At 49.9% G+C, this 22,120-nt stretch carries 18 protein-coding genes; 4 read left to right on the top strand and 14 right to left on the bottom strand.

Annotated features, from left to right (window positions below; genetic code table 11):
- Positions 1–13 precede the first annotated feature (13 nt).
- Positions 14–1,390, top strand: coding sequence for an LLM class flavin-dependent oxidoreductase (locus tag GC101_RS28030; RefSeq protein WP_171720008.1), 1,377 nt, complete (start codon positions 14–16; stop codon positions 1,388–1,390).
- 215 nt (positions 1,391–1,605) lie between these two features.
- Here GC101_RS28030 and GC101_RS28025 read toward each other — a convergent pair whose 3' ends face one another.
- Positions 1,606–2,214: a TetR/AcrR family transcriptional regulator gene (locus tag GC101_RS28025; protein WP_246354549.1), complete on the bottom strand. Its 609-nt coding sequence runs from the start codon at positions 2,212–2,214 to the stop codon at positions 1,606–1,608.
- A 141-nt stretch (positions 2,215–2,355) separates the two neighbouring features.
- Between GC101_RS28025 and GC101_RS28020 the strand changes: the two genes are divergently transcribed.
- Together GC101_RS28020 and GC101_RS28015 are read left to right on the top strand one after the other, a co-directional pair.
- Complete coding sequence (locus tag GC101_RS28020) at positions 2,356–3,321, top strand: NADP-dependent oxidoreductase (protein ID WP_171720007.1); 966 nt, start codon at positions 2,356–2,358, stop codon at positions 3,319–3,321.
- A gap of 24 nt (positions 3,322–3,345) precedes the next feature.
- On the top strand, positions 3,346–3,891 hold the full coding sequence (locus GC101_RS28015) for an SOS response-associated peptidase (RefSeq protein ID WP_343049835.1): 546 nt from the start codon (positions 3,346–3,348) through the stop codon (positions 3,889–3,891).
- Between the two features lie 110 nt (positions 3,892–4,001).
- On the opposite strand, the gene GC101_RS28010 is transcribed toward GC101_RS28015, so the two are convergent.
- From GC101_RS28010 to GC101_RS27995, 4 genes are all read right to left on the bottom strand, one after another.
- Positions 4,002–4,577 carry a hypothetical protein gene (locus GC101_RS28010; RefSeq protein ID WP_171720006.1) on the bottom strand — a complete coding sequence of 192 codons (576 nt, stop codon included), beginning with the start codon at positions 4,575–4,577 and terminating at the stop codon, positions 4,002–4,004.
- 106 nt (positions 4,578–4,683) lie between these two features.
- On the bottom strand, positions 4,684–5,499 hold the full coding sequence (locus GC101_RS28005) for a hypothetical protein (RefSeq protein WP_171720005.1): 816 nt from the start codon (positions 5,497–5,499) through the stop codon (positions 4,684–4,686).
- A 403-nt stretch (positions 5,500–5,902) separates the two neighbouring features.
- Positions 5,903–6,550: a zinc dependent phospholipase C family protein gene (locus GC101_RS28000; RefSeq protein ID WP_171720004.1), complete on the bottom strand. Its 648-nt coding sequence runs from the start codon at positions 6,548–6,550 to the stop codon at positions 5,903–5,905.
- Positions 6,551–6,701: 151 nt separating this feature from the next.
- Positions 6,702–6,935: a helix-turn-helix domain-containing protein gene (locus GC101_RS27995; protein WP_171720003.1), complete on the bottom strand. Its 234-nt coding sequence runs from the start codon at positions 6,933–6,935 to the stop codon at positions 6,702–6,704.
- A 187-nt stretch (positions 6,936–7,122) separates the two neighbouring features.
- Between GC101_RS27995 and GC101_RS27990 the strand changes: the two genes are divergently transcribed.
- Complete coding sequence (locus GC101_RS27990; protein ID WP_171720002.1) at positions 7,123–7,440, top strand: DUF6809 family protein; 318 nt, start codon at positions 7,123–7,125, stop codon at positions 7,438–7,440.
- Between the two features lie 170 nt (positions 7,441–7,610).
- Here the strand turns inward: GC101_RS27990 and GC101_RS27985 are convergent, their stop codons facing one another.
- The 9 genes from GC101_RS27985 to GC101_RS27945 form a co-directional block, all read right to left on the bottom strand.
- Positions 7,611–9,047, bottom strand: coding sequence for an alpha-L-fucosidase (locus tag GC101_RS27985; protein WP_171720001.1), 1,437 nt, complete (start codon positions 9,045–9,047; stop codon positions 7,611–7,613).
- Positions 9,044–11,221: a 1,3-beta-galactosyl-N-acetylhexosamine phosphorylase gene (gene gnpA / locus GC101_RS27980; protein ID WP_171720000.1), complete on the bottom strand. Its 2,178-nt coding sequence runs from the start codon at positions 11,219–11,221 to the stop codon at positions 9,044–9,046. Before gnpA ends, GC101_RS27985 begins: the two co-directional genes overlap by 4 nt.
- A gap of 21 nt (positions 11,222–11,242) precedes the next feature.
- Positions 11,243–12,331, bottom strand: a complete 1,089-nt coding sequence (locus tag GC101_RS27975) for a peptidyl-prolyl cis-trans isomerase (protein WP_171719999.1) — start codon at positions 12,329–12,331, stop codon at positions 11,243–11,245.
- A gap of 24 nt (positions 12,332–12,355) precedes the next feature.
- Positions 12,356–13,225 (bottom strand): carbohydrate ABC transporter permease, encoded by an 870-nt coding sequence (locus GC101_RS27970; protein ID WP_171719998.1) that lies wholly within the window; start codon positions 13,223–13,225, stop codon positions 12,356–12,358.
- 2 nt (positions 13,226–13,227) lie between these two features.
- Positions 13,228–14,112, bottom strand: coding sequence for a carbohydrate ABC transporter permease (locus GC101_RS27965; RefSeq protein ID WP_171719997.1), 885 nt, complete (start codon positions 14,110–14,112; stop codon positions 13,228–13,230).
- 231 nt (positions 14,113–14,343) lie between these two features.
- Positions 14,344–16,479 (bottom strand): discoidin domain-containing protein, encoded by a 2,136-nt coding sequence (locus GC101_RS27960; protein WP_171719996.1) that lies wholly within the window; start codon positions 16,477–16,479, stop codon positions 14,344–14,346.
- 153 nt (positions 16,480–16,632) lie between these two features.
- Entirely contained in the window at positions 16,633–18,069 is a 1,437-nt protein-coding gene (locus GC101_RS27955) for a carbohydrate ABC transporter substrate-binding protein (RefSeq protein WP_171719995.1), read from the bottom strand.
- Between the two features lie 185 nt (positions 18,070–18,254).
- Positions 18,255–19,856: a response regulator transcription factor gene (locus tag GC101_RS27950; protein ID WP_171719994.1), complete on the bottom strand. Its 1,602-nt coding sequence runs from the start codon at positions 19,854–19,856 to the stop codon at positions 18,255–18,257.
- A complete protein-coding gene (locus GC101_RS27945) occupies positions 19,849–21,660 on the bottom strand; it encodes a sensor histidine kinase (protein WP_246354548.1) in 1,812 nt (603 codons plus the stop codon). Before GC101_RS27945 ends, GC101_RS27950 begins: the two co-directional genes overlap by 8 nt.
- Between the last annotated feature and the right edge of the window lie 460 nt (positions 21,661–22,120).

The following is a 22,120-nucleotide window of genomic DNA, read 5'->3' as shown; positions in this document are numbered from 1 at the left end:
GGCAGGAATTAACATGAAAAAGATCCATCTCGGCGTATTCGAGGTCAACAGTGTCAACCATCTTACCCAGGGAATCTGGGCACATCCTGACCAGCAGCGCGTCCATTACAGCAAGATCGAGTACTGGAAGAATATCGCCCAACTGCTCGAGAGAGGAAAGTTCGACTTCATGTTCTTCGCCGATACGTACGGCTACCCGAAGCAGCGGACGGAGATGGCCTTCCGGGAGGCAACCGGCTTACCCGGAAATGACCCGATGATGCTTATTCCCGCGCTCGCCATGGTTACCAAGAATCTGGCATTCACGATGACGACCTCGACCAGCTACGAGGCCCCCTACTCGAATGCGCGGCGCTTCTCCTCACTCGACCATGTTACCAACGGCCGGATTGGCTGGAATGTCGTGACCACCAGCAACAAGTCTGCTGCTGATCTGTTCGGACGCGAGGATCTGTTCCTGCCCCATGACGAGCGTTATGATATGGCGGATGAATATATGAACCTAAGCTACAAGCTGTTCGAGGGCAGCTGGGAGGATGATGCCGTGCTGATCGACCGCGAGAACCGCGTATTCACTGACCCGGCCAAAGTGCACAAAATCGTTCATGAAGGCAAATACTTCAAGCTTACCGGCTATCACGGGACCGAGCCTTCCCCGCAGCGGACACCGGTTATCTTCCAGGCGGGCAGCTCGAACCGGGGCCGCGCCTTCGCTGCCAAGCATGCCGAGGGCATCTTTCTGAAAGCGCCGACCGTTGAAGTGCTGCGGGATCAGATCAGCGACATCCGCCGCAGAGCTGCCGAATATGGCCGCGACCCTTCGGCCGTTAAAGTATTCACGGGTCTGTCGGTCGTCGTCGGGCGGACCAGGGAGGAAGCCGAGCGCAAGCATGCGGAGTACCTCTCCTATCAGAGTGCAGAAGCGACGCTGTCCAGCTATGCCAATGTCACAGGTATCGACCTGACCCAGCTCGATCCCGATTCCTATTTCGAGAATATCCACACCGAGATGGGTCAGACCCATACCGACCGGTTCACCAAGCACAGTAAGTTGAAAAAGACGGTCCGTGAGGTAGCGGAGGACTTCCTGCAGAAAGGCTTCCGCGGCTTGACCGTGATTGGCACGCCCGAAGAAGTAGCCGACAAAATGCAATACTGGATCGAAGAGACAGACCTCGACGGATTCAATCTGGAGCCTTACATTCTGCCTGCTTCCTATGAGGACTTCATCGAGCTGGTCGTCCCGGTATTGCAGCGCCGGGGTATTTTTAAAGAGGAATATGAGGAAGGTACCTTCAGGGAGCGTCTATTCGGTAAAGGCGCTTCCCGCCTGCCCGATCACCATCCGGGCGCTGAGTTCCGTGACCCCTCGCGGCTAACGCAGGAATAAGCTATAAGATTATTGAGGTAGAAGATGACCCGGATCTGTAAGTGCTGAGGCGATTATACCCTGCTTCCCGGTGTAGGAGCGAGCTTACACAATCATAAAAAGAGCCGGAGAGGCCTATGCCCCCCCGGCTCTTTTCTTCACTATCTCTATGAACAGAGGCCGCGTTCCCCGCAGATAGATCTTACAAGGAAGACCTGAGTTCTGACCGCTCATGGTCAAACTGTAGGCTGTGCCTGCGGCACCATCTGATTGCGTTCCATCAGCGCCCACACTTGTTCTGCCAGCTCTGCTGCGGAATACGGGGTAGCCCGGGTAACCAGCTGTTCAATCATACCGGTCATCGCCACCGCCAGAAATTGCACCAGTATTCCCTTATTCATCTTCCGGTTAATCCCGCTCATATCCATCTGTTTGTCGAACCCCCGCAGCAGTACGGCCTGCAGACGGTTTCTGAACGCAGGAACCCCTTTGTTGGCCAGTGCCGCGGCATAGAAGGAGGCATGCTGATCCAGGTACTGGAACGTGTAGAGCAGAGCTGCCTCTGTAGGAAAAAGCGCCTGCTCGCCGCATGGCAGGCAGCTGTCAATCAACTGGACAAAATGGGTTCTGATGCACTGATCCAGCAGATCGTATTTGTCGGTATAATGCAAATAAACGGTGCCCCGGCTTACATCGGCCCGCTCAGCAATTTCGTTTATCGTGATTTGTTCAAAGTTCTTCTCTGCAATCAGCAGGATAAAGGCCTCGATAATAGCTTCCCGCGATTTACGTATCCGTCTGTCCATAAGCAGCTCCTTCTTGGCCCCGTTCTCTTGATTGAACATTTCTCCCGATTCTGTACAGTACTGAACGGATTCCGGAATTTCAGCAATTGATGCAGCCACACAGCATTGGTACGATCATTATATTGAACGTCTATTCGTAAATCAACAGATGTTCAAACATAGAGATCGGAGGCTTCTGTCATGAATGCTATTGTTATCCAAAATTACGGAAATCCCGGAGTGTTCACCCAAATGGCTCTCACTTCCCCCGCCATTACCGATACCCAGGTGCTTATCGAGGTGTATGCGACAACTGCAAGCTCCGCAGACCAGCTGGTCCGCTCAGGCGCATTCAAGCAGGTGATGCAGGTCCGCTTCCCGCATGTGCTGGGCGTTGAAGTAGCCGGAATAGTGAGGGAAACAGGAAGGAATGTGTCACAGCTTAAGGTTGGTGACCGCGTCATGGGACTCTCCAGATTGGGCGGCGGTTACGCAGACTTCGTAGCTCTGGAAGAGAACTCAGCCGTTGTCCTTCCGCCCGGGCTTCCCTTCCAGGAAGCTGCCGCCCTGCCGGCCTCTGCTCTGTCGGCCTGGCAATCCTTATTCCAGTATGGAAAGCTGGAATCCGGCCAGCGGATTCTGATTCATGCAGGCGCAGGCGGCGTAGGCCATCTGGCCGTTCAAATGGCCAAACAACATGGCGCCTATGTCATTGCTACAGCTCGTGCGTATAATCACGATTTCGTCCGGCACCTAGGCGCAGATGAAGTCATTGACTACACAACGACTGATTTTGCAGAAGCAGCCGGTACAGTAGATGTCGTGCTGGATATGGTGAGAGACGCAGCTATAGATGCGAATACAGGAATAGGAGCAACCGAACAGAAGAACATCCGGATTCTGCGGGACAACGGCAGGCTGATTTCTCTCGTAGATCCTTCGATTGCTGCTCACCCTAAGATTCGCGGCATCGAAGCCCAGTTTGCCTATATAGAGCCAAACCGCAATGATCTGGCCTCCATCATCCACCAGGTCCGCGGGAATAAGCTTAAAGTCCATGTGGATGCAATTTTCCCGTTTACTGCACAGGGAATATCCGAAGCACATGATCATTATGAAACCGGGAAGTTCCGGGGGAAGATTGTGATTGTTAGAGAGCGGGGATAAGATACAGAATAATCAATCCCAGCAGTGATCGCCAGTGACGAGGGAAAACGTCTTGGAGAACTGCGCTGGGGGCTGGTGCCGTTCTGGGCCAAAGACGATAAGATCGGCAGTAGGATGATCAATGCCCGTGCAAAGACTGTCGCTGAGAAGCCCGCCTTTAAAAGGCTGCTTAAATCCAAGCGTTGTATTATACCAGCAGACGGATTTTACGAGTGGAAAAAGGACGGCACCAGCAAACAGCCCTACCGTATTCTTATGACAGATGGGAGCATTTTCTCTTTTGCCGGACTGTATGACACCTGGGAAGATCCGGAGGGAAAGAAAGTGAGCACCTGCACGATTATCACCACTACCCCGAACAGTCTGATGGCGGACATACATGACCGCATGCCGGTAATTCTCCGGCCGGAGGATGAAGCTGATTGGCTTGGGAGAGACAATGACGATGTGGAGTCCTTATTAAAACTGCTGAAGCCTTATGATGCAGCGAAAATGAGGGCTTATAAAGTTCCTTCTGCAGTAGGCAATGTACGAAACAACTCTAAGGAATTACTTGAAGACATCGGATAGAATGGAACATGGCTGATAACAAAAAATCCCTGCCGACCGGATGGGTTAGCAGGGATTCCACTTCTAGTTAATACAAACTTATACGACAGATCCACTATAACTATTGATCCTTAAGGAGCAGCTATATGGAAAAATTGTAAAACCAGAGACAGCTCCTCTTCATTCACCACATTGTTCGTTATTCTGTAGGTGATCTTCATGGGAGTTCCCTCGTCATTGCTCGACCACGATTCTGTAACCAATTTAACTGCCGGCTTCTTGGGAAAGGTCATTTCATCAATGGAATGCACGGAATCAAGTACCTTGTCCCCTCCATCCCCAGAAGGCTTATACTCCTTCAGGAAGGCCTCGACAATCTCTCCAGCATTCTCATACCCTGCCTCCGATCTGGGCAATCGGGTCACTAACTCATACCCTTCAACCATTTCACTTGAGTCCAGTTGGATTCGTTGTCTGAAATTCTGATCCCCTGCTGTCAATTCTTCATCCAGATTAATCATATTATCCGTTCCTTTAACATTAGCCAGTTTCAGCGCCGCAACCGCTTCATCCCGGGTCATAGCAAAAACTGCCCTATGCTCTTCTACTTTGCGAAACAGTACATCATAGGAAGCATCCTTTTGACAAGCAGCCGCCAGCAGCACAAACAAACCAAACATAATTATCATCAAAGATTTTCTGTTCATACTTCTTCACCTTCTCTGACAAAAAGCATATTTATTATCTTAATTTCATTATATTATTAAATTTAAAATAAAATGATTAATTTCAGCAAATATCCAAAATCATAAACTAAATAATATTGTGTACTTCAAAATGATGTATTGTACCATTGACATTTACATCGTAAGCAACCCCGCATATCCAAGCAAGTCCTCCGCCTGCTTTAAAAACTCTATCGATTCTCAAAGGATTATTTCCTGTATATTTTGTACCCATAACAGGCGAACTAACATTTGTAATAATTTCATGTCTCATTGGGAATCCGCCTCCCTCAGGAGCAGTGGAGTAGCCTGGATAAATTAATAAATCGCCTTGAGTAACCCAAGTTGCTTTGAAATTATTAATATTGTAACTGCTGCTTCCGTAAGCAGTAACATCAAGTTTTAATGGCCGAATACTCTCAATCACACCAGAAAGCGGACTATAATGAGCTGTAAACCAACTTTTTGAAGTCAACCCATAACCGACAGTACCTGGTGTACCAGTCTCAACTCCTATGTCTACTAAATCCATTAATTGACTATTAGCAGACAGTGGAAGTACTGTACTAATAGAAATTTCTTCATCACCGTAGTTGTTCCACACAAGTATAGCCTTTCCCTGCTGCTTCCCATCACCTCTTAATGTTTCTATAGTTTGAGTTACTGGAACAAATTGAACAACACTTTCACCGGTTACCTCGGTACCTTGCTCATGCAGCCAATCAATTAATGTCTCAGGTATTTCGGTGCTATTGAAAGTTTCGATTTCCTTGGATGATATTTGAGCAATCGCACTTTTGGAATCGTTTTCAATTATTGAAGAACCTTTTGCGAATGATCCCAATGGAAAAAGACCAATCAACAAGCTCAGAATAAATACACTTGAGATTATTTTTCTTTTCATCACTAACTCTCCTTTTTTGTTCTCTGGAAATGAGTATAACTTCGCCAAGAATTATGTGAGAATCATCTGGATATTACATAATTAACCTCTAAGCGTTTAGTTTTTAAATTTCTCAATATCCAGCATCCATTAACAAAAAGCTCTTTCACCTCCATCTAAAATTATTCTCAACATCCTTTATTACCCATTTACAAAGGTGAATTATCACTTTTTTCTTTTTTTTACATTCCATAGAATATTTTTCCGTTTAGAAAACGAAACAAAAAACCTTGATTTCTCAAGGTCCTCTTCTCGATGGGTCACATGACCCGTTTCGTAGTCGATGGTAGCAAACAGTTTCAATACTAAAAAAGCATCAAAAAAAATATTCAAATTCTGTTAGGAAACCATGATTTGTAGAGGTTCACAGCATCCCCAGGAAATTAGTATGAGCTTGGATCTTGTTTACTGTCTCCAGAACAAAATCATCTACTTCGGCTTCCTTAATATATGTAGGTTCATAATCAATGGGCACTTCATTATTGCAGTAGAACTGAATGATATTCTGGATTTGCTTAAAGGTTTGGCCTTCTGGAAAAAACGGCAAGTACTCCGGATATTGCTGAATATATTGAAAATCAGTCCAAAAAACATGCCCGCTGTTTAGCTTCAAATATTTAAAATCCAGCCAGTACCAGTCTCGCTTAACAAGTTGATTGTATTCGGGAGTGCCTATGACCGCTTGATGCACCTGCTCCTCCTGCTTTGTCCTGGTTAGCTTGACCCATTCCACATCGGTAATAAGGTGACAATAATACCCCAGATAATAAGAACCTTCATTCGAAGCAATATCAAGATTGTTCAATTCATGCTGCTCAAAAAAATGCTCAGGCTGAATTCCCCGGACGTCCTTAAAGTGTGTAATCCGTTTGGGAGGAGCAATCTTGCCTTCCTCATCGGCTAAACCGCAATCCGGGCCAATATTACCAACCACAAAGTCAGCCTTGGATACCGGCAGCCCTCTCTTTATTAATTCTTCAGCAATTCTAAAATGAGTAACCCATGTGGCCATTATTTACTCCTCCTGTCTATTTCCATAATTTTCATTGTAACACAGCTTTTGAAGTTACCAAAAAGCTAATAACACAAGAAAAAACCTTGATATCTCAAGGTTTTCGATGGATCGAGGCTGGGAGGTGTATCGTATGGTCCTCAAGTGGTGTTCATTTCGATTTAGCAATCTCTTCCTCCACAAGCTTCACTAGCTCCGAAGCCTTCATGTTCAAAGCCTCAGCAAGAGATAGCAAGGAATTCAGAGTAGGCTGGTGAACACCACGTTCCAGCATGGATATGTAAGTTCGGTCAAGGTTACTTTGGAAGGCTAGATTCTCTTGGCTCATCTTTTGCTTCTTCCGAATTGTCCTTAGCACTAGTCCAAATATTTCTTCTGATTTCAAGGTAATACCTCTTTTAGATTCATTATCTAGTTGTCTTAACCATTAATTCCACGTAGTATACTCTACAAAAAAACAATTATTCATGTTATGATTTAGTTGAAGAAAAACTCTTATCTACCAAAAGCAGTAACCCGAATATGAAAATCATTAAATATAAAAGTACTCTTAATAGAGAAGAGGAAAAGTAATGAGGAGTCTTATAGAGCAGCTATATAATGGTGGCTTGCATCCAAATGAAAAAGTTAAATCTGATGACCCGCAATATTCTCAGTTAATCAAGAAAACAATTGAAGCTAGAGAAATTTGGAAGGACAGACTCTCTGAGGAGGAATTTAACGAATTCGAAACGTTATTAGACCTATATGCCCAAACTCATGACATGGAGTTAGCTTCTATTTTCAAATATGGGTTTCGTCTGGGAGCAGGCATCATGGTAGAGGTCTTAACCGGAGAAGAAGAGCTTGCCAATAAGTTGAGCAGCTTCCCTGACAAATTGCATAAATAACGGAATGAATCCTGTGCACTTAACAATGTTCCAAAACAATTTTTATTTGAATCTAATCCAAGAAAAGCAAAAAACCTTGATTTCTCAAGGTTTCCATTGTACTGCCGAGGACGGGGGTCAAACCCGTGCGGAATCGAGAAATTTCTTCTCCTGCGTCGTCCACTCATCCATCAATCCTCCATATAAAGTGCACAAATATGAGTCAGGGTGGGGAAGCCGCGGAACTGCTTGAATACAACCTTCAGGCGGCTGACGCGCGTCTGCGGAAGCCGGATGATTTTTTTGTAGCCGATGATCGTCCCTTCAGCCAGCTTACTCCATTCCTTCTGATCCGCCGCCCAGAGCTCGAACGCCTCCACGCGCTGGCCCAGCATAATCTGTTCCTGCAGGATCACTGTGTTAAGGACGGCTTCTTCCGGGAAGCTAACTTCCACCCACGGTTCGCTGTCCTCCTCCGCCGGCTGCCAGGAGTAGAGCAGATCCGGCTGCTCATACCCGCCGGTCAGCTTAATTGCCGCCTCCGGGTCTCCCATCGAGCTGGAGGTGTGCACCTCCGCCCCTGACATCAGTGAAGTATCGTTCAATCCGGCAATTCTTCTGCCTAAGTCCTCTAGAGCCCTGCGGTCCGGTTCAGCAATTAATCCTTCCCTGGTAGGCGGTATATTGAGCAGGAAGGTGGCGTTGCCGCCTACGGCATTCAGGTAGATGCCGAACAGCTCGCTGTCGCTCCTCACCTGCGTATCTTCTTCCTCATGATAGAACCAGCCGGGACGGATGGATGTATTGACCTCGGCGGGATACCACACCCACTCTCCCTCATACGCTGCTATTGCGGCACGGCTGCCCAAATCCTCATCCATCGAATTCAGGGAACGTGAGAAGCCGCCGTCATCCGCCTGCTGTGACTTCTCGGCAGTCTTCTCGGCATCCTGAAGAAGCTTCGGAACCACGCTCCATTCCTCCGCCCGGGTCTGTCCTGCCTCATTGCCCACCCAGCGGATATCCGGGCCGCAGACGCTGATTACACACTCGGGCTGCAGTCTGCGGATCGTCTCATAATACCTGTCCCAGTCATAATACTGCCGCTTGCCGCTGGGGCCCTCGCCGTTGGCGCCATCCAGCCACACGCAGCCAATCTCGCCATAATTCGTGAGCAGCTCGGTCAGCTGCTGCACATAGAAGTCATCGTAGGCTGTGCCTTCTCCATAGCTCTGCTCAGTCCGGTCCCACGGAGACAGATATACTCCGAATACCAGCCCCTGCAGCCGGCAAGCCTCTGCCACATCCTGCACCAGATCCCCTGCGCCGCCGCGCCAGGGCGTACCCGCAACAGTGTGTTCCGAATACCGGCTGGGCCACAGGCAGAAGCCGTCATGATGCTTGCAGGTGAGGATCACCGCCTTCATCCCCGCAGCCTTCAGCACGGAGACCCACTCCCCCGCATCCAGCTTCTCCGGACTAAACTGCTGCAGGTCCTCATGTCCTTTGCCCCATTCCACACCGGTCATGGTATTCATGCCAAAGTGGATGAATCCGTAGAATTCCAGCTGTTGCCACCGCAGCTGCCTGCCTGAAGGCTTCACATTGAATATCTCTTCCAGCTTCATCTAAGCTTGCCCTCCCGGATTGGCTGCCATAGAATACCGCCTGCTTCAAGCTCTACAGACGATGTATTCCCCTGTCCGTCATAGACGGCAGTGGACTGTACTTCGTGCGAGTTGTTGACGACCGCATACATTCCGCTTCCGGGATAGGCATGCACCTCGCAATACGGATTGTCCGCATACCATGTGTGCAGCTCTGCTTCCTTCCCGGCGGCATAATAAAGGCTGCGCATCAGCAGTCTGCTGTTCTCCGGCGAATAAGGCAGGCCTGCGATGTACACCGCCCGGCCTTCGCCGGCCTGATTGGCGGACAGATGAATCTCCCCGCCCGAATACTCCAGAATATCCACCCCGCCATGCAGCGCATATACATTCTTCATGCTCTCACCGAAGTTATACTTGGTCATGCCCTCGGTAATGAAATGCCCGTCCGTCTGTCCGGTGAAATATTTGTCTGTGGACAGGCTGAAGCCGGTCTCTTTGTCCACGCCGAAGCAATCGGCCAGCTGAAAGTATCTTCCCTGATGCGATACCGCTGTCGGTTCACCGACTCCAATCAGCCCCCCGCCGCTATAGACCCATTCCCGCAGCAATTCAATCAATCGCGCGTTCTTCCAGACTTCTCCGCCGGAGAACGCGGTATTCACATCGCCCGCATTAATGATCACATCAATGGATGGATCGATGCCGTTCTCCAGCACATCCCCGAAGCTAATGAATTCCACATCCACGCTCATTCCGCTGAGCGATTCCAGGATTCCGTAATAGGAATAGGCTTGCTTGGAGTATAGGCTATGTGCCACAGTGAAGGCCTGCCAGGTCCGCAGGGCGCCCCAGCAGTTCAGTACAGCCACCTTCATGCCCGTATACGGCTTCGTCTGTTGAATATGATCATGAATGTCCCTGAATTCATCCGTGATCTTCTCCACGTAATCTACGAATTCCGGGAATTTGTAGGCCAGACTCAGATAGCCGCCGTAGCCCATCCGGTCGATCGGTTTGCGGAGGATCGCCCGCCGCGCCGTCAGCCAGTTCTCTTTGGCCTCTACAACAGGATCATTTCCTTCAAAGAAGACATCCGGGAAAAAGTAAGGCAGGAACCGCCCTTCCGTATACTTCACATGCGGAATATCGGATATCATCCGCAGTGTTGTGCCATCCCCGACACTGCCCACCACCGCATCCAGGCCGATGGATGCGAAGTACGGTCCGTAAGGCTCCACACCAATCCACTGGTCCCCGAGGAACATAATCGCTTCCTTCTTGCTCTCATGCACCAGATCGACCAGCTTCTTCGTCTCAACGGAGACAAACCGGGAGACAAAGTCGACATACTCCAGATAGGTCTTGGTCGGCACTCTGAAGGAAGAATTGTAATACCCCTGGTCTACGAAATCCTCTGCGGTCAAGGCATAGCCCTTCTCCTTGCGGAAATCCTCCATCATCGCCACAGAGACACTTGCCCCGTAACCGAACCAGTCGACGAATTTCTCTTTGCCATACTGGTTGAAGACCAGGCTGAATTGATAGAAGAACGTGGTGAATCTGACCACATCGACCTCCGGATTGTCCTGTAGCCATTGCTTCATGGTGTCGTAGATGAAGGCATTGGTGTGCGGCTGCTTGACGTCGAAGGGAATCTCATGCGGCTTGTCGCCCCAGTCATTCGTGATGTGATTATACATCTGCACCGGGTCCCATTTGATATAAGCAAGGAACGAGACACTATACTCATGCCATAGCGTAGTATGCTGAATGACTACCTTATTGCCCTCCCGCTGCACCTTCCAGTCCTGTTCTGGTACGAGCTCTCCAGTCGTCCGGTCCGTTACCTGCCAGTAGGTCTTGGGATCATGGATATAATCCACATCGAGTTGTTCGTTATAATACGATTGAAGCAGATCAATGACGAGCTCCTCCGCACGTGCCATCGTGAAGTCCGACAGCAGATAGATTTGCGGACATTCCTCCATATGTTCTTCAATGAACTCATTATGGCCTCTGGTTGGAAAATAGGCTGTATAGATCTTGGCATCCAGCGCCTTAATCTCAGCATCCAGCGCGGTTCCGTCACTGTCGCGGATGGCATCTGCGCCCCACCGCTCCATCATTGCCTTGGTCTCTTCCACGAATCCTTCTTCACTCGGGAGGGTTACTCTTCCTGCTGGCTTCGTCATACCTGTTCGCTCCTTCTATCCTCAAGGTGTTGTTATGGAATCATAATTGCCTGTACTCAGCCTAATATCATTCTGCTGTACCTGCTCCAGCATGTATGTCTCGAATTTCAGATGCAGTGCTTCTGCCTTCAATTGGCTGGCTACCTCTTCGATGGGCACTGCATAATTCTCCGTCTTATTCACTAATTGGACGATGGAGTAACGGTCGCCTGCATCCGTAATGGAGGACCAGCTTCCTTCCTCCAGCTTCATTGCGCTCTGCAGAAGCAGCCCCTCCGAGGATAACGGACTGAACTGCCCGGCATCAATTGCCGTATGTCTGGTGAGCCGGATGTGAGCATTGCTGTCACTAACGCCTGCGGAGGATTCCCCGCTGTTCAGCTGTCCAAGTGCAGCCTGAATGGTAAGCAGCGCTTGGCTCTTCTCCTCTTGTCCGGCATAGGGGACAGACAGCTCTTCAATCTCAAGCCGGGTCTGGCCCTGATAATCCTGCGCATGCGCCTGATACACCTGCTCAATCTCAGCATCAGTTACCTGCAGCTCTCCCTTGCCCATAAGCTCCTCTAATTCAAGTCTCAGGTTACTAAGCGTATAGAAATAGAACTGGCTCTGCTCATATTGTCCCAGCCCGAAGACGGCTTTGTTCTGGCTGGTATCCTGCTTGCGCTCACTATTGTTGTCTGCAAAGTCCTGCAGGAACTGTTCATATGAGATGTGCTGCACCAGCCCCTTGCTAAGCGCGATGGACTGCAGCAGCTTGCCCTTGGCCGCCTCGTCCGCCGCACGGCTTTTGAGCAGTTCAATGGGCCTCTCGCCCCCGAAATCACTTGTCCAGTAATCCGGCTGATCCTCTGCTTGATAGGTAACGCTGAAGTAATTGGTGACCGCGCCTTTCTCCTTATCCATGTACAGCTGGAACTCCTGTCTGGTTACGGGCTCTTCATTCACATACAGGATAACATCGCTTAATCCGGGTTCAGCCGGTCCGGCCAATGTTGGAGCAGCCGTCCGCAGATTCATGATGCCAATAATGATCAATACTGCAAGAAGGGCAAGACCTGCGCCCCCAAGGAGATACCTGGAAGCACCCGCTTTATCCTTACGGCTCATTTACGCTTCCTCCCGCTGTTTGACTTATCCTTTCACCCCGCCGAGCATCATGCCTTCTGTCAGCTTCTTCTGCAGCAGTACATACACAAGAATGGTTGGTGCCAGAACAATGACCAGACCGGCGAACAATGACCCCCAGTCCGTAGCATACTGCTGAATCTGCATCAGATTGGATAATCCGACGGGAATTGTCTTCTTCGCATCACTGCTGATGAACGTCATCGCCATCACATACTCATTCCAGAAGTCGAAGAAGCTGAACACAATCAGCGTAATAATTCCGGGACGGGCCATCGGCACAATAATGCGGAACATCGTGCTGAAGTACCCGCAGCCGTCGATCATTGCCGCTTCCTCATAATCATGAGGGATGGACTTCATGAAGCTGGTCAGCAGGAAGATGGAGAACGGCAGACTTCCCGTTGCATATACAGCACTCAGCCAAAAACGGTTGTCCAGCATATGCAGGCTGTTCATCAGAATGAACAGCGGCACAATCACATACACGCCTCCGACAAACAGGCCGGCCATGTAGAAGTTAGTGAAGAAGGAACGTCCGCGGAACCGCATTCTGCCCAGCACATATGCAGAAGGCACAGCAGCCACCAGCAGTATAGCCATGGAGAGAATAACCACCAGCACGGAATTCAGCATATAGTCCCCGATCCGGGCACTTGTGAAGGCATGGGCGTAGTTGATCCATTCAATGCCCTTAGGCAGCTTCCACGGATTCTCCATAATCTCCGCATTGGTCTTGAACGAAGCCAGTACATTCCACAGCAGCGGATAGACTACCGCGGCAGTCTGCACAATCAGCAGCAGGCGGAGGAGCGTTTTGCCGATCATGCTGCCAGCTCTTTTCTCAGGACGGTTCAGAGTACTCTCAGCAGCCATAGTTAGTCAGTACCCCTTTCAGTCAGCTTGTTGCTAAGGAGCGCCAGGATCATAGATATCACAAAGATAAATACGCCAATTGCCATCGCATAGCCAAAATTCGAATTCGTGAAGGCCTGGGAATACAGATAAGTCATGACAACCTCGGAGTGGTGGTCCGGCCCGCCGGCAGTCATAACCGAGACGATAACAAAGCTTATACTAAGCACACCGTTGATGCTGAAAATAATCGTAACCCGGATAATCTCCCACAGCATCGGAATGGTGATATGAATGAATTGTTTGATCCGGGTCGCCCCGTCCAGCTCGGCTGCTTCATACAACTCGGGGGAGATCCCGTCAATTCCGGCCATATAGATGACCATGTAATAGCCGGCGGCCTGCCAGATCAGCGTGACAGCCAAGGCCCACAGCACTACGCGCTGGTCTCCTAGCCAAGGCAGCGCCCACTTATCCAGTCCGACAGCCTCCAGCCCGGAATTCAGGAACCCCATCGTCGGATGATAAATGAAGGACCAGAGAATGGCGATCACCACGAAGGACAGAATGCTCGGGAAGAAGAAAACGGTACGGTAGATATTGCGCTCCTTCAGTTTCGATTTGGTCAGAATCGAAGCGTTAACCAGCGCGATCAGCAGCGTCACAATCGGAACAACCAGCATCAGGAGACCGGTGTTCTTCAGGGACAGCAGAAACGTATCATCGTGGAACATATCCGTATAATTCTGCAGGCCGATGAACTTCGGCTTATCACTGAGCCCGGTCCACAGATACAAGGATTTCTGAAAGATCTGCAATGTGGGATATACCTTGAATAAGAGAAATAAGAATAACCCCGGAAGCAGGCATGAGGCGATAAATATGCTTTTTCGGGTCTTCATTGTCATGTTCGTATCCAGCCCCTTTCCTCTTGATGCTCTAATTATAGGGCGGTTGGCAGACGGACCATATTAACAAAAGGAAGGATGTTCATGGAGGATTTTAAGCAAATACACAGAAATATTAACTCCCCTTGTCAGCTTTGCGGCAATCTTAAAATCGTACAGGTTTGCTCTGAAAAAAAGGCTGTCCAAGCGGGGTCATCTTCACTCCGTCCGGGACAGCCTTGGTGGTCCGAATTAGTTGTACAGTCCGATTTCCGCGAGCTGAAGGTTCGTTTCTCCGTTGTTAGCAGATACCGTTAAGCGATAATACGCATATGCCGTGGTATTGCTAAACGTATAGGTCTTCTTCAGGAAGCGGGTAGCGAAGGTCTCGTTCGTCCGCGTATCCAAGGTAGTCCAGCTTGTGCCGTTATTGGAGCCCTGCAGAGTCCAGTTCTTGGGATCGCGTCCGGGAACATCATTAGCTGATGTAATAGAATAGGAGGTAGCTATCTGCGTAACCCCTGTAGCGAACTTATACTGAATCCAGCCCGTACTCGTCGTAATCAGCCATTTGGTAGACGGATTGGCATCAAAGGCCTTCTCCTTCTCTTCCCCGGACGGACTGCTGGTTGAGCTCGACGTGACCGTTCCTCCCACCGTTACGGACACCGGCTCTGTCGATCCTCCGGCAACTGCGGATTCGAAGGCTCCGATATCCGGAGTGGCCCCGTTATACAGCGTATTGCCGTAGAAATCCTTGGTTCCTAATTGGGATACATACAGTCCGGCATTAATGAGCGGAGACGTATCCTGCAGCTTATAGCCGTTCCATACAGTAGCACCGCTGGTATAGCCATTAGCTCCGGTAGTCGGCGCCTGCCCGGGATTGACCATTTGCGGCGGGAGAATAACCTTGGCGGCATCGCTTGGTTCTCCGGCGGCGTGGCTTCCATTCGCTACATAGAAGGCATTGTTTCTGAATACGGCCGTCCCGTAGCTGCTCGGGCTGCTCGGCCAGAAGCTGGAGGAAGGCTTATTCTTATCGTAGAAGACGTTATTGTAGAAATAATAAGGGACACTTTTAAAGTAGGTTGAGGCTAAATTGGCGTTGGAGCTGGTGAACTTGGTGACTGCCCCATCGTAGATGAATACATTATTCAAGAAATACGTAGGTGAAGTATCGACATCGAACCAGCCGAACTTAATCAGATAGGCAGCATTATCGTCGCTGATGTTATAGCGGGCAATATTATTGCTGCTTCTGCCCAGGTACGACATCCAGCCCATCGGATTGTTATGCGTGTAATTGAACTGATAGACGATATTCACATTCGGGGAATCGAAGTCGAAGGCCGTCCCGTCTCCGTTGTTCGCTCCTGTCGTTGTCGGTCCTCCGTATACCTCATTATTCTGGAAGGTGACATTGTAGGATTTCCAAGGATAGATCCCTGCGCTCTCTGCATTATACCGGCGGGACCAGCCATCCACTACGTTGTATTCAACGATTGCATCCTTGGCATCGCAGATGTCAATCGCACCCTGTCCAATATTACGCATGTAATTGTGCCCGATATAAATATTGGTCTGCCAGAGATTATAGGTGTCGATCTCATCCTGAAAAGCCGACGGAGTCGTATAGTTGAAATTGGCAATCGCGAGCAAATCGACTTTTTCAATCGTATTATTCTCAATCCGCACATCATTAAAGGTCATATTGGCCTTCAATGAGCCGATCACGTAGAAGATGATCCCGCCGTTGAACGAGGCATTGCCGTATTGATTCGGCCAGACGTTCGGGCTGTCGACATCATGCACATAATTATCATGGATATAGATATGATCCATAATCGTATCCGCACCGGCGGCAACCTGATCGGTATCCAGTACAATTAGAATTCCGTCGCGGATATTGGAGGGCTTGCTGTTCGCGTACGTCACAGCACTCAGATCTGTATTGAAATTATCATCATTCGTGACCTCCAGATTGCTGATCTCCCAGTACTGCTGATTCCGCAGCATAACGGCGCCTGTCGACTGATAGTCACGCTGGATGCCTCCGCCATTGATGATCGGGCGCACCGTACCTCCGTACAAGTCCATTTTGATCGGCAGGCCCGAGCTTCCTGAGCCTTTGGGCCAGAGCTGGCCGTTCCACACCCCGCCGGACTTGAAGAGAATCTGGTCACCCGGCTGGAAGGTGGTCGCATTGACCTTGTCCAGGGTCTTCCACGCCGCGGCGGTGGAAGTACCGCTATTCGAATCATTGCCGCTTGCTGAATCAATATAGTAAGTAGTTCCTGCTGCACTTGCGGTTGGAACGGGGCCTGCGGTGAACAGTACGGACGACAGCAACATAAGGGACAATACCAGTGTTACAACTTTTTTCACCTTGGATTTCCTCCTTATTTATAGTAATCCCTCCGAAAAGTCTCTGCCTCCTTCCTTGTGAAGCGCCGGGTGAAGGCGTTCACACCCATGTTTATACCAAAAACCTGCCCTTACAGGAAAGGCAGGTTTTGAGTACTTGCAAGGCGGGACGATTTACTGCTGGCCTTGTTCTTGCAGCTCTTTTTGAATTTGTGTGTAGACCTTGTACAGCTTCGCCGAGTATTCATCCAGCGTCAGTTGCTTGCTCATGATGGAGGATATCGGTTTGTATACTTCATCGCTGGCATTGAATTTGCTTCCCTTGGCTACCGGCTTGAAGGAACCGCTGACGGCTACCATACCGCTGTCAACCGCTTTGTAGATATTGTAGGTCGTCTCGGAGATATATTCCTTCACCAGATCAGGCGCTCCGTTAACTGCCATAACGCCCTTGGCTTTTTCTGCATTCAGCTTAATGCTCTTCTCGCTGTAGAGATATTTCAGGAAGGCTTTAGCCAGCTCAGGATTCTTCGCCTTAGCCGGTATCACCATCTGCTCTACCTGCGTCAGCGCCATAACCTTACCGTCTGCTCCCAGTGAAGGAACTCCGAGGAAGCCGAACTGGAAGCCGTCCTCACGCGGTGCATCCTTCATCTCATCCTCGAACCAGGTGCCGTTCGGAATGAACATTGATTTCCCTTGCAGGAAGGAGGTCTGGGATTGAGTATGATTCAGGGCAACAGTACCCTTCATGAGCGCGTTGTCCTCTGTCGCAATCTTCTCGAGTAGCCCCCATACCTTGGTGTAGGTCTCACTCTTCCAGAACTCCGGATCATAGTTGAAGAACTGGTCCAGGGCTTCCTGTCCCCCTGCACTGGCAATGGCCGGTACAATCATCTCCTCCAGATAGCCCGGATACAGTCCCTGATAGGTGAAGAGCGCACGGTCATTCTCTTTCGCTACAGCGTTGTCCGCGAACAGCTCATCCCAAGTCTTAGGCGTTGCGATCCCCTTGCTGTCGAACAGATTCTTGTTGTACCAGAGGCCCATTACGCCAAAGTTATAAGGCGCGAGATATATTTTGCCGTCCCCGTAAGGAGCGATAGAGCTGGATGTCAGCACCCCGGGCAGAATCTGTAATTTCAGCGGTGTTCCGGCTTCGGTATTGGAATCGAACACATCGGTCAGATCCAGCAATGCCTTATCCTTCACCAGCCCATCCAGAATAGGCGTGTTGTCGCTCCCCGAGATATACATGAAATCCGGCGGATTACCGGCAACGATCTTCGGACGGACCAGCTCGGCAATCTTAGGGCTCGCGGTGATGTTGATCTTGGTGCCCGGATACTCCTTCATGAATTCAGCAGCTACGCTGTCCCAATAATCACGGCCATACCCGCCTTGGAATACGGCGATGTTCAGTTCAGGGTTGCCAAATGTCTCCGCCGCTGCTCCCGGTGATGCGCTGGCCGAACCCTCCGCAGAAGCTTCAGCAGCCGCCGTGGCAGACGGTGCAGCATTGTTACTGGTGTTATTAGAACCGCAGCCGGCAAGCGGCAGCGTCAGGAAGACAGCAGCCATAGCAAGAGTAATCCACTTTTTCTTCGACATCTTTATTTGACCCCTTTCTGGATTTGGATGTCTCTAATTATAGGTTCACAGGGGATTTCACCATATTAACAAAAGGACGGAGGTTCATGGACGATTTTATGCACATAGCTGACTTTAGATGAAAGAATTTATAGACAAGCCAAGGAAACTATACTTTTTTTACCGGTTTCTTAAAATCCTCCATATTAGCGGATTTTCTTCACCGTCTTCGGCGCTACGCCGAATCTTTTCTTGAACAGGCGGTTGAAATAGAAAGGGTCAGGGATACCGATTTCCATCGCCACCTGCTTGATCAGATAGTTGCCGGAGGACAGCATCTCATAGGCCTTGGTCATTCTGATCTCATTAAGCCGCGTCAGGATGCTGGAGCCGGTTTCGGCCTTGAATACCTGGCACAGATACGGCTCGGAGAATCCGACATGCGCGGCGACCTCCGAGATAAATACCCGTTCAGCAAAGTGCTTTTCCAGATAAGAATTAGCGAGTCTAATCTCTTCGCGCATGAATTTATATCTTGCAGTCTTGCCGATAATGTTCGTAATCTCATCGTACATGTCCTCAATGATAAGCATGATATGCGAGTCCGTATGGGCCGATTCAATCTTCTCAATCCACTGGCTCTCATTCCATGAGGCATCGCTGCTGACAATCTTTGAATTAGCAATCCCCCAGATCCCGCCGATAATTGCCCTTTTGAGTAAGCTTGGTGGAATGTATAGCTCAGCGGCCGACCGGATCAGAACAACCGCGCTCTCCAGCCATAGATCAATCTCTGTTCCGTTCGTATGGCGCAGACTATCCTTGAACTCATTCTCCAGCATCCTGAATTCATTCTCCTCTTCTCTCGGTCCGCTAACAGAGCCACTGTATATGCAGTTGTCCTGGTTCCTGGTATAGAAGGACAGATACTCCGCCTCTTTATTCCGCCCAATCTGCTCGACTACCGCCTCATAATCCGCCGCAGGATTGCCGAAGACTACGGTAATGTCCACATTGTAATACAGCTTGGACAGCCCTTTGATCCGCTGTGCCAGCTCCTCCGCCTTGGGGGAATCCCCGCTGCCGGGCTGGGCCGGTGCAAGCAGCAGCAGCAGCAGTCTGTCCGGATCTGTAGCTGTGACATAGAGCCCGTGATTACCAGGGAAGAGGCCTTCCGCTATCTTGTAGAAGGTCTCCTGATACTGTGCAGCCGCGAGGCTATGATTCGAATCCTGCAGCACATGGATGCAAAAAGTATAGGCATGGAGTGCAGGCGGTCCCGCGAGCACTTCTAGCAGTGTCTGCCGGCCAGCCGGGCTGCCGTCCGGGACAACGCCGGCATCAGTCTCCTTCAGCCATTCTCCAATCTTCCCCTTGCCGATGGTCTGCCCCTCTGGAAGCTGGGCCTGGTCGCTGCGGCGGTGATTCTTGAGATCCAGCTTGTGGGCCATTTCCTCCAGTGCCACCATGAAGTCCTCTGTCTTCAGCGTCAGCTTGAGCATGTAATCATGGGCTCCGCATCTCAGTGCTTCCCGGACCAGATCGTAATCGTTATAATTGCTGAGTACGAGCACCTCTCCGCCGAAGGATGACTTCATCAGCAGCTTGATCAGCTCCAGACCGTCCATCTCACTCATCTTGATATCCGTGATTACGATATCCGCTCCCGTTCTCGGGATCATCTCCAGCGCCTGGGCTCCGTTCGCAGCCGAGCCTACATATTCAAACCGGCTGTCCTCCCACCGGATCAGTGATTTCACCGCATGTCTGACGATCATCTCATCGTCTACAATAAGTACTTTATACATAGTCACTCTCCCCCTCTTTCCGCTGCAGGGGCAGCCGGATCACCGTAACCGTCCCCTTGCTGGGCTCACTTGTGGTCACCATTCCATACGGCTCGCCGACATGCATGCGGATGCGTTCCTCCACATTCACAATCCCGATGCCGGACAGCTTGTTATTGGAATGCCTGCGCAGCTGAACCTCCTTGATATCGAAGCCCTTGCCGTTATCCGAAACCGTCAGCTGGAGAATCCCCTCTTCGCTGGATATCCTCACGCTGATCTGGACCATCCGCCCTTCAATGCCTCCGGTATGAATAATAGAGTTCTCGACAATCGGCTGCAGGATGAATCTCGGAACCAGACATTCGTACAGCTCCTCCTGCTCCACAATGCAGTTCAAGTCGAACGACTGGCCGTACCTGATCCGCTGGATCACTGCGTAGTGGAGCAGATTATCAATCTCTTTGCGGAGTGGAATCATCTCCTCCTGATCCAGAATGGTATTGTGCAGCAGTTCGGACAGGGAGGCGATTCCTTCCTCGACAATGCTATTCCCGCTCATCATTGCGCTCCATCTCAGGGAATTCAGCGTGTTGAACAGAAAATGCGGGTTAATCTGCGCCTGCAGCATATTGAGCTCCGCATCCCGCTTCGCCTTCTGCTCGATCTCCACCTGATAGATCAGCTGCTTCAGCCGGGCCACCATCTGATCAATCGTATCGGTCAGCTTGCCCATTTCATCCGAAGCATTCCCGGAGGAGAGAGTGAAATCCAGCTGGCCGAGCTTAATATGCTTGGCATACTGCAGCAACTCACGCATGGGGGTAATGATGCTCCGGTAGACCCACATCGCCATAATGGTGGTGAGCAGCAGGATGAACACGCTGATGTACAGCAGGTTCCCCCGGATCGCCAGCAATTCGGACACGATGAAGGAATGCGGAATTAAGCCGACCATATACCAGTCAGCCGAGCGGATATAGGTATTGGTCACCAGCACCTTCTTGTCATCCATCTGCGTGTAGAAGGACTGGTTGGTTTTGCCTTTAACAATCTTGGCGAACACGTCCTGCTGCTGGTAACGGGTTCCTTGCGGAATGCCGGGATCTGCCGAAGAGACCACTGTGCCGAATCCGTCCACGATATATAACTTCCCGCCCGTCCCCAGGTCCACATGCTCATATGTATTCCGGGTGAACACCTTGCCGTCAATCACGATGATCAGATATCCCAGTTTTTTGTTCAGGTTATCCGCCGAGAAAATGACCCGGCTCAGTGCTATCTTGTCGGTACCGCGGTTGGAGCGCAGATAGTTCCAGGTCATGTTGCCCGAGAACTGGTTGATCCGCTTGATCGAATCCTCGATCTGGCTGCCGGGGTACCATTCATATCCCATATCATAGAAGGGGTCCAGCCCCTCCGTTAAGACCACTACATTGGACAAATTGCTTAACCTGAAGACCTGTTCCCCGAGATCATTATTTATCCTTGTCTGGAACTCATTCCGTTCATAGTCGGTCATGCTGTCCGCCTGCATCAGCCCGCTCTGGATCTCCTTATTCACAATAATAGATTCGCTGAGCGTCTCATATTGGGCCAGCTCCCGCGATACATTGACCGCTGATTCCGACAGGACCTGAAGGGAGAACGCGCTTAGCTTATCGGAAATGGATTCCTCGTACCGCACATTTGAGTAGAGGGTTACGAAGATTACAGGCAACAGTGAGGTTATAAAAAAAGCGCCGAGCAATCTATTCTTGATCGAGAATCTCCTTAGATACGAGGCGCGGTCCGGCGGCTTGAAGGTATTTCGCGGTACATTCATGTCAGATTCCCCCTAATTCGCGACATATTCCCTATCATTCTATCACAGTATTTCTAGCTATCTATAGAGTTTATACTGGCAATTCAATGACATGTCTATGCACTCAATCAAAGCCAGTTCGGAAAGTCTTAGGGATTTATTCCAACTAGAAAATAGCATCTGAACGGGAATCCACACCCTAAGAGCAGCCCTGATCCACAATCCATCTCCAGCCTGCTTGAGGAGCTCTGTCAAAATATCTTGGCGACTCCTTCGCGGCATTCATCCTACACCTCCCTTCACCTATAGAACGATGAAATTTCACTTTAATATCTGTGGATACAAAAAAACGCCAACACCTGTCAATACAGGTGTTGGCGGAACTCTTAAAAGAAATAAATTTAATTGTGTGCATGTAATGTTTCTGTATGTTGAATTCCATAAAACCATGAGCAATTAAAATGATATCCACTCTTTTCTA

The organism is Paenibacillus phytohabitans (assembly GCF_013141775.1).
Lineage (GTDB): Bacteria > Bacillota > Bacilli > Paenibacillales > Paenibacillaceae > Paenibacillus_AQ > Paenibacillus_AQ phytohabitans.
Note: the sequence above shows the minus strand (reverse complement) of the source record. Positions and strands in the feature narration are given on the sequence as shown.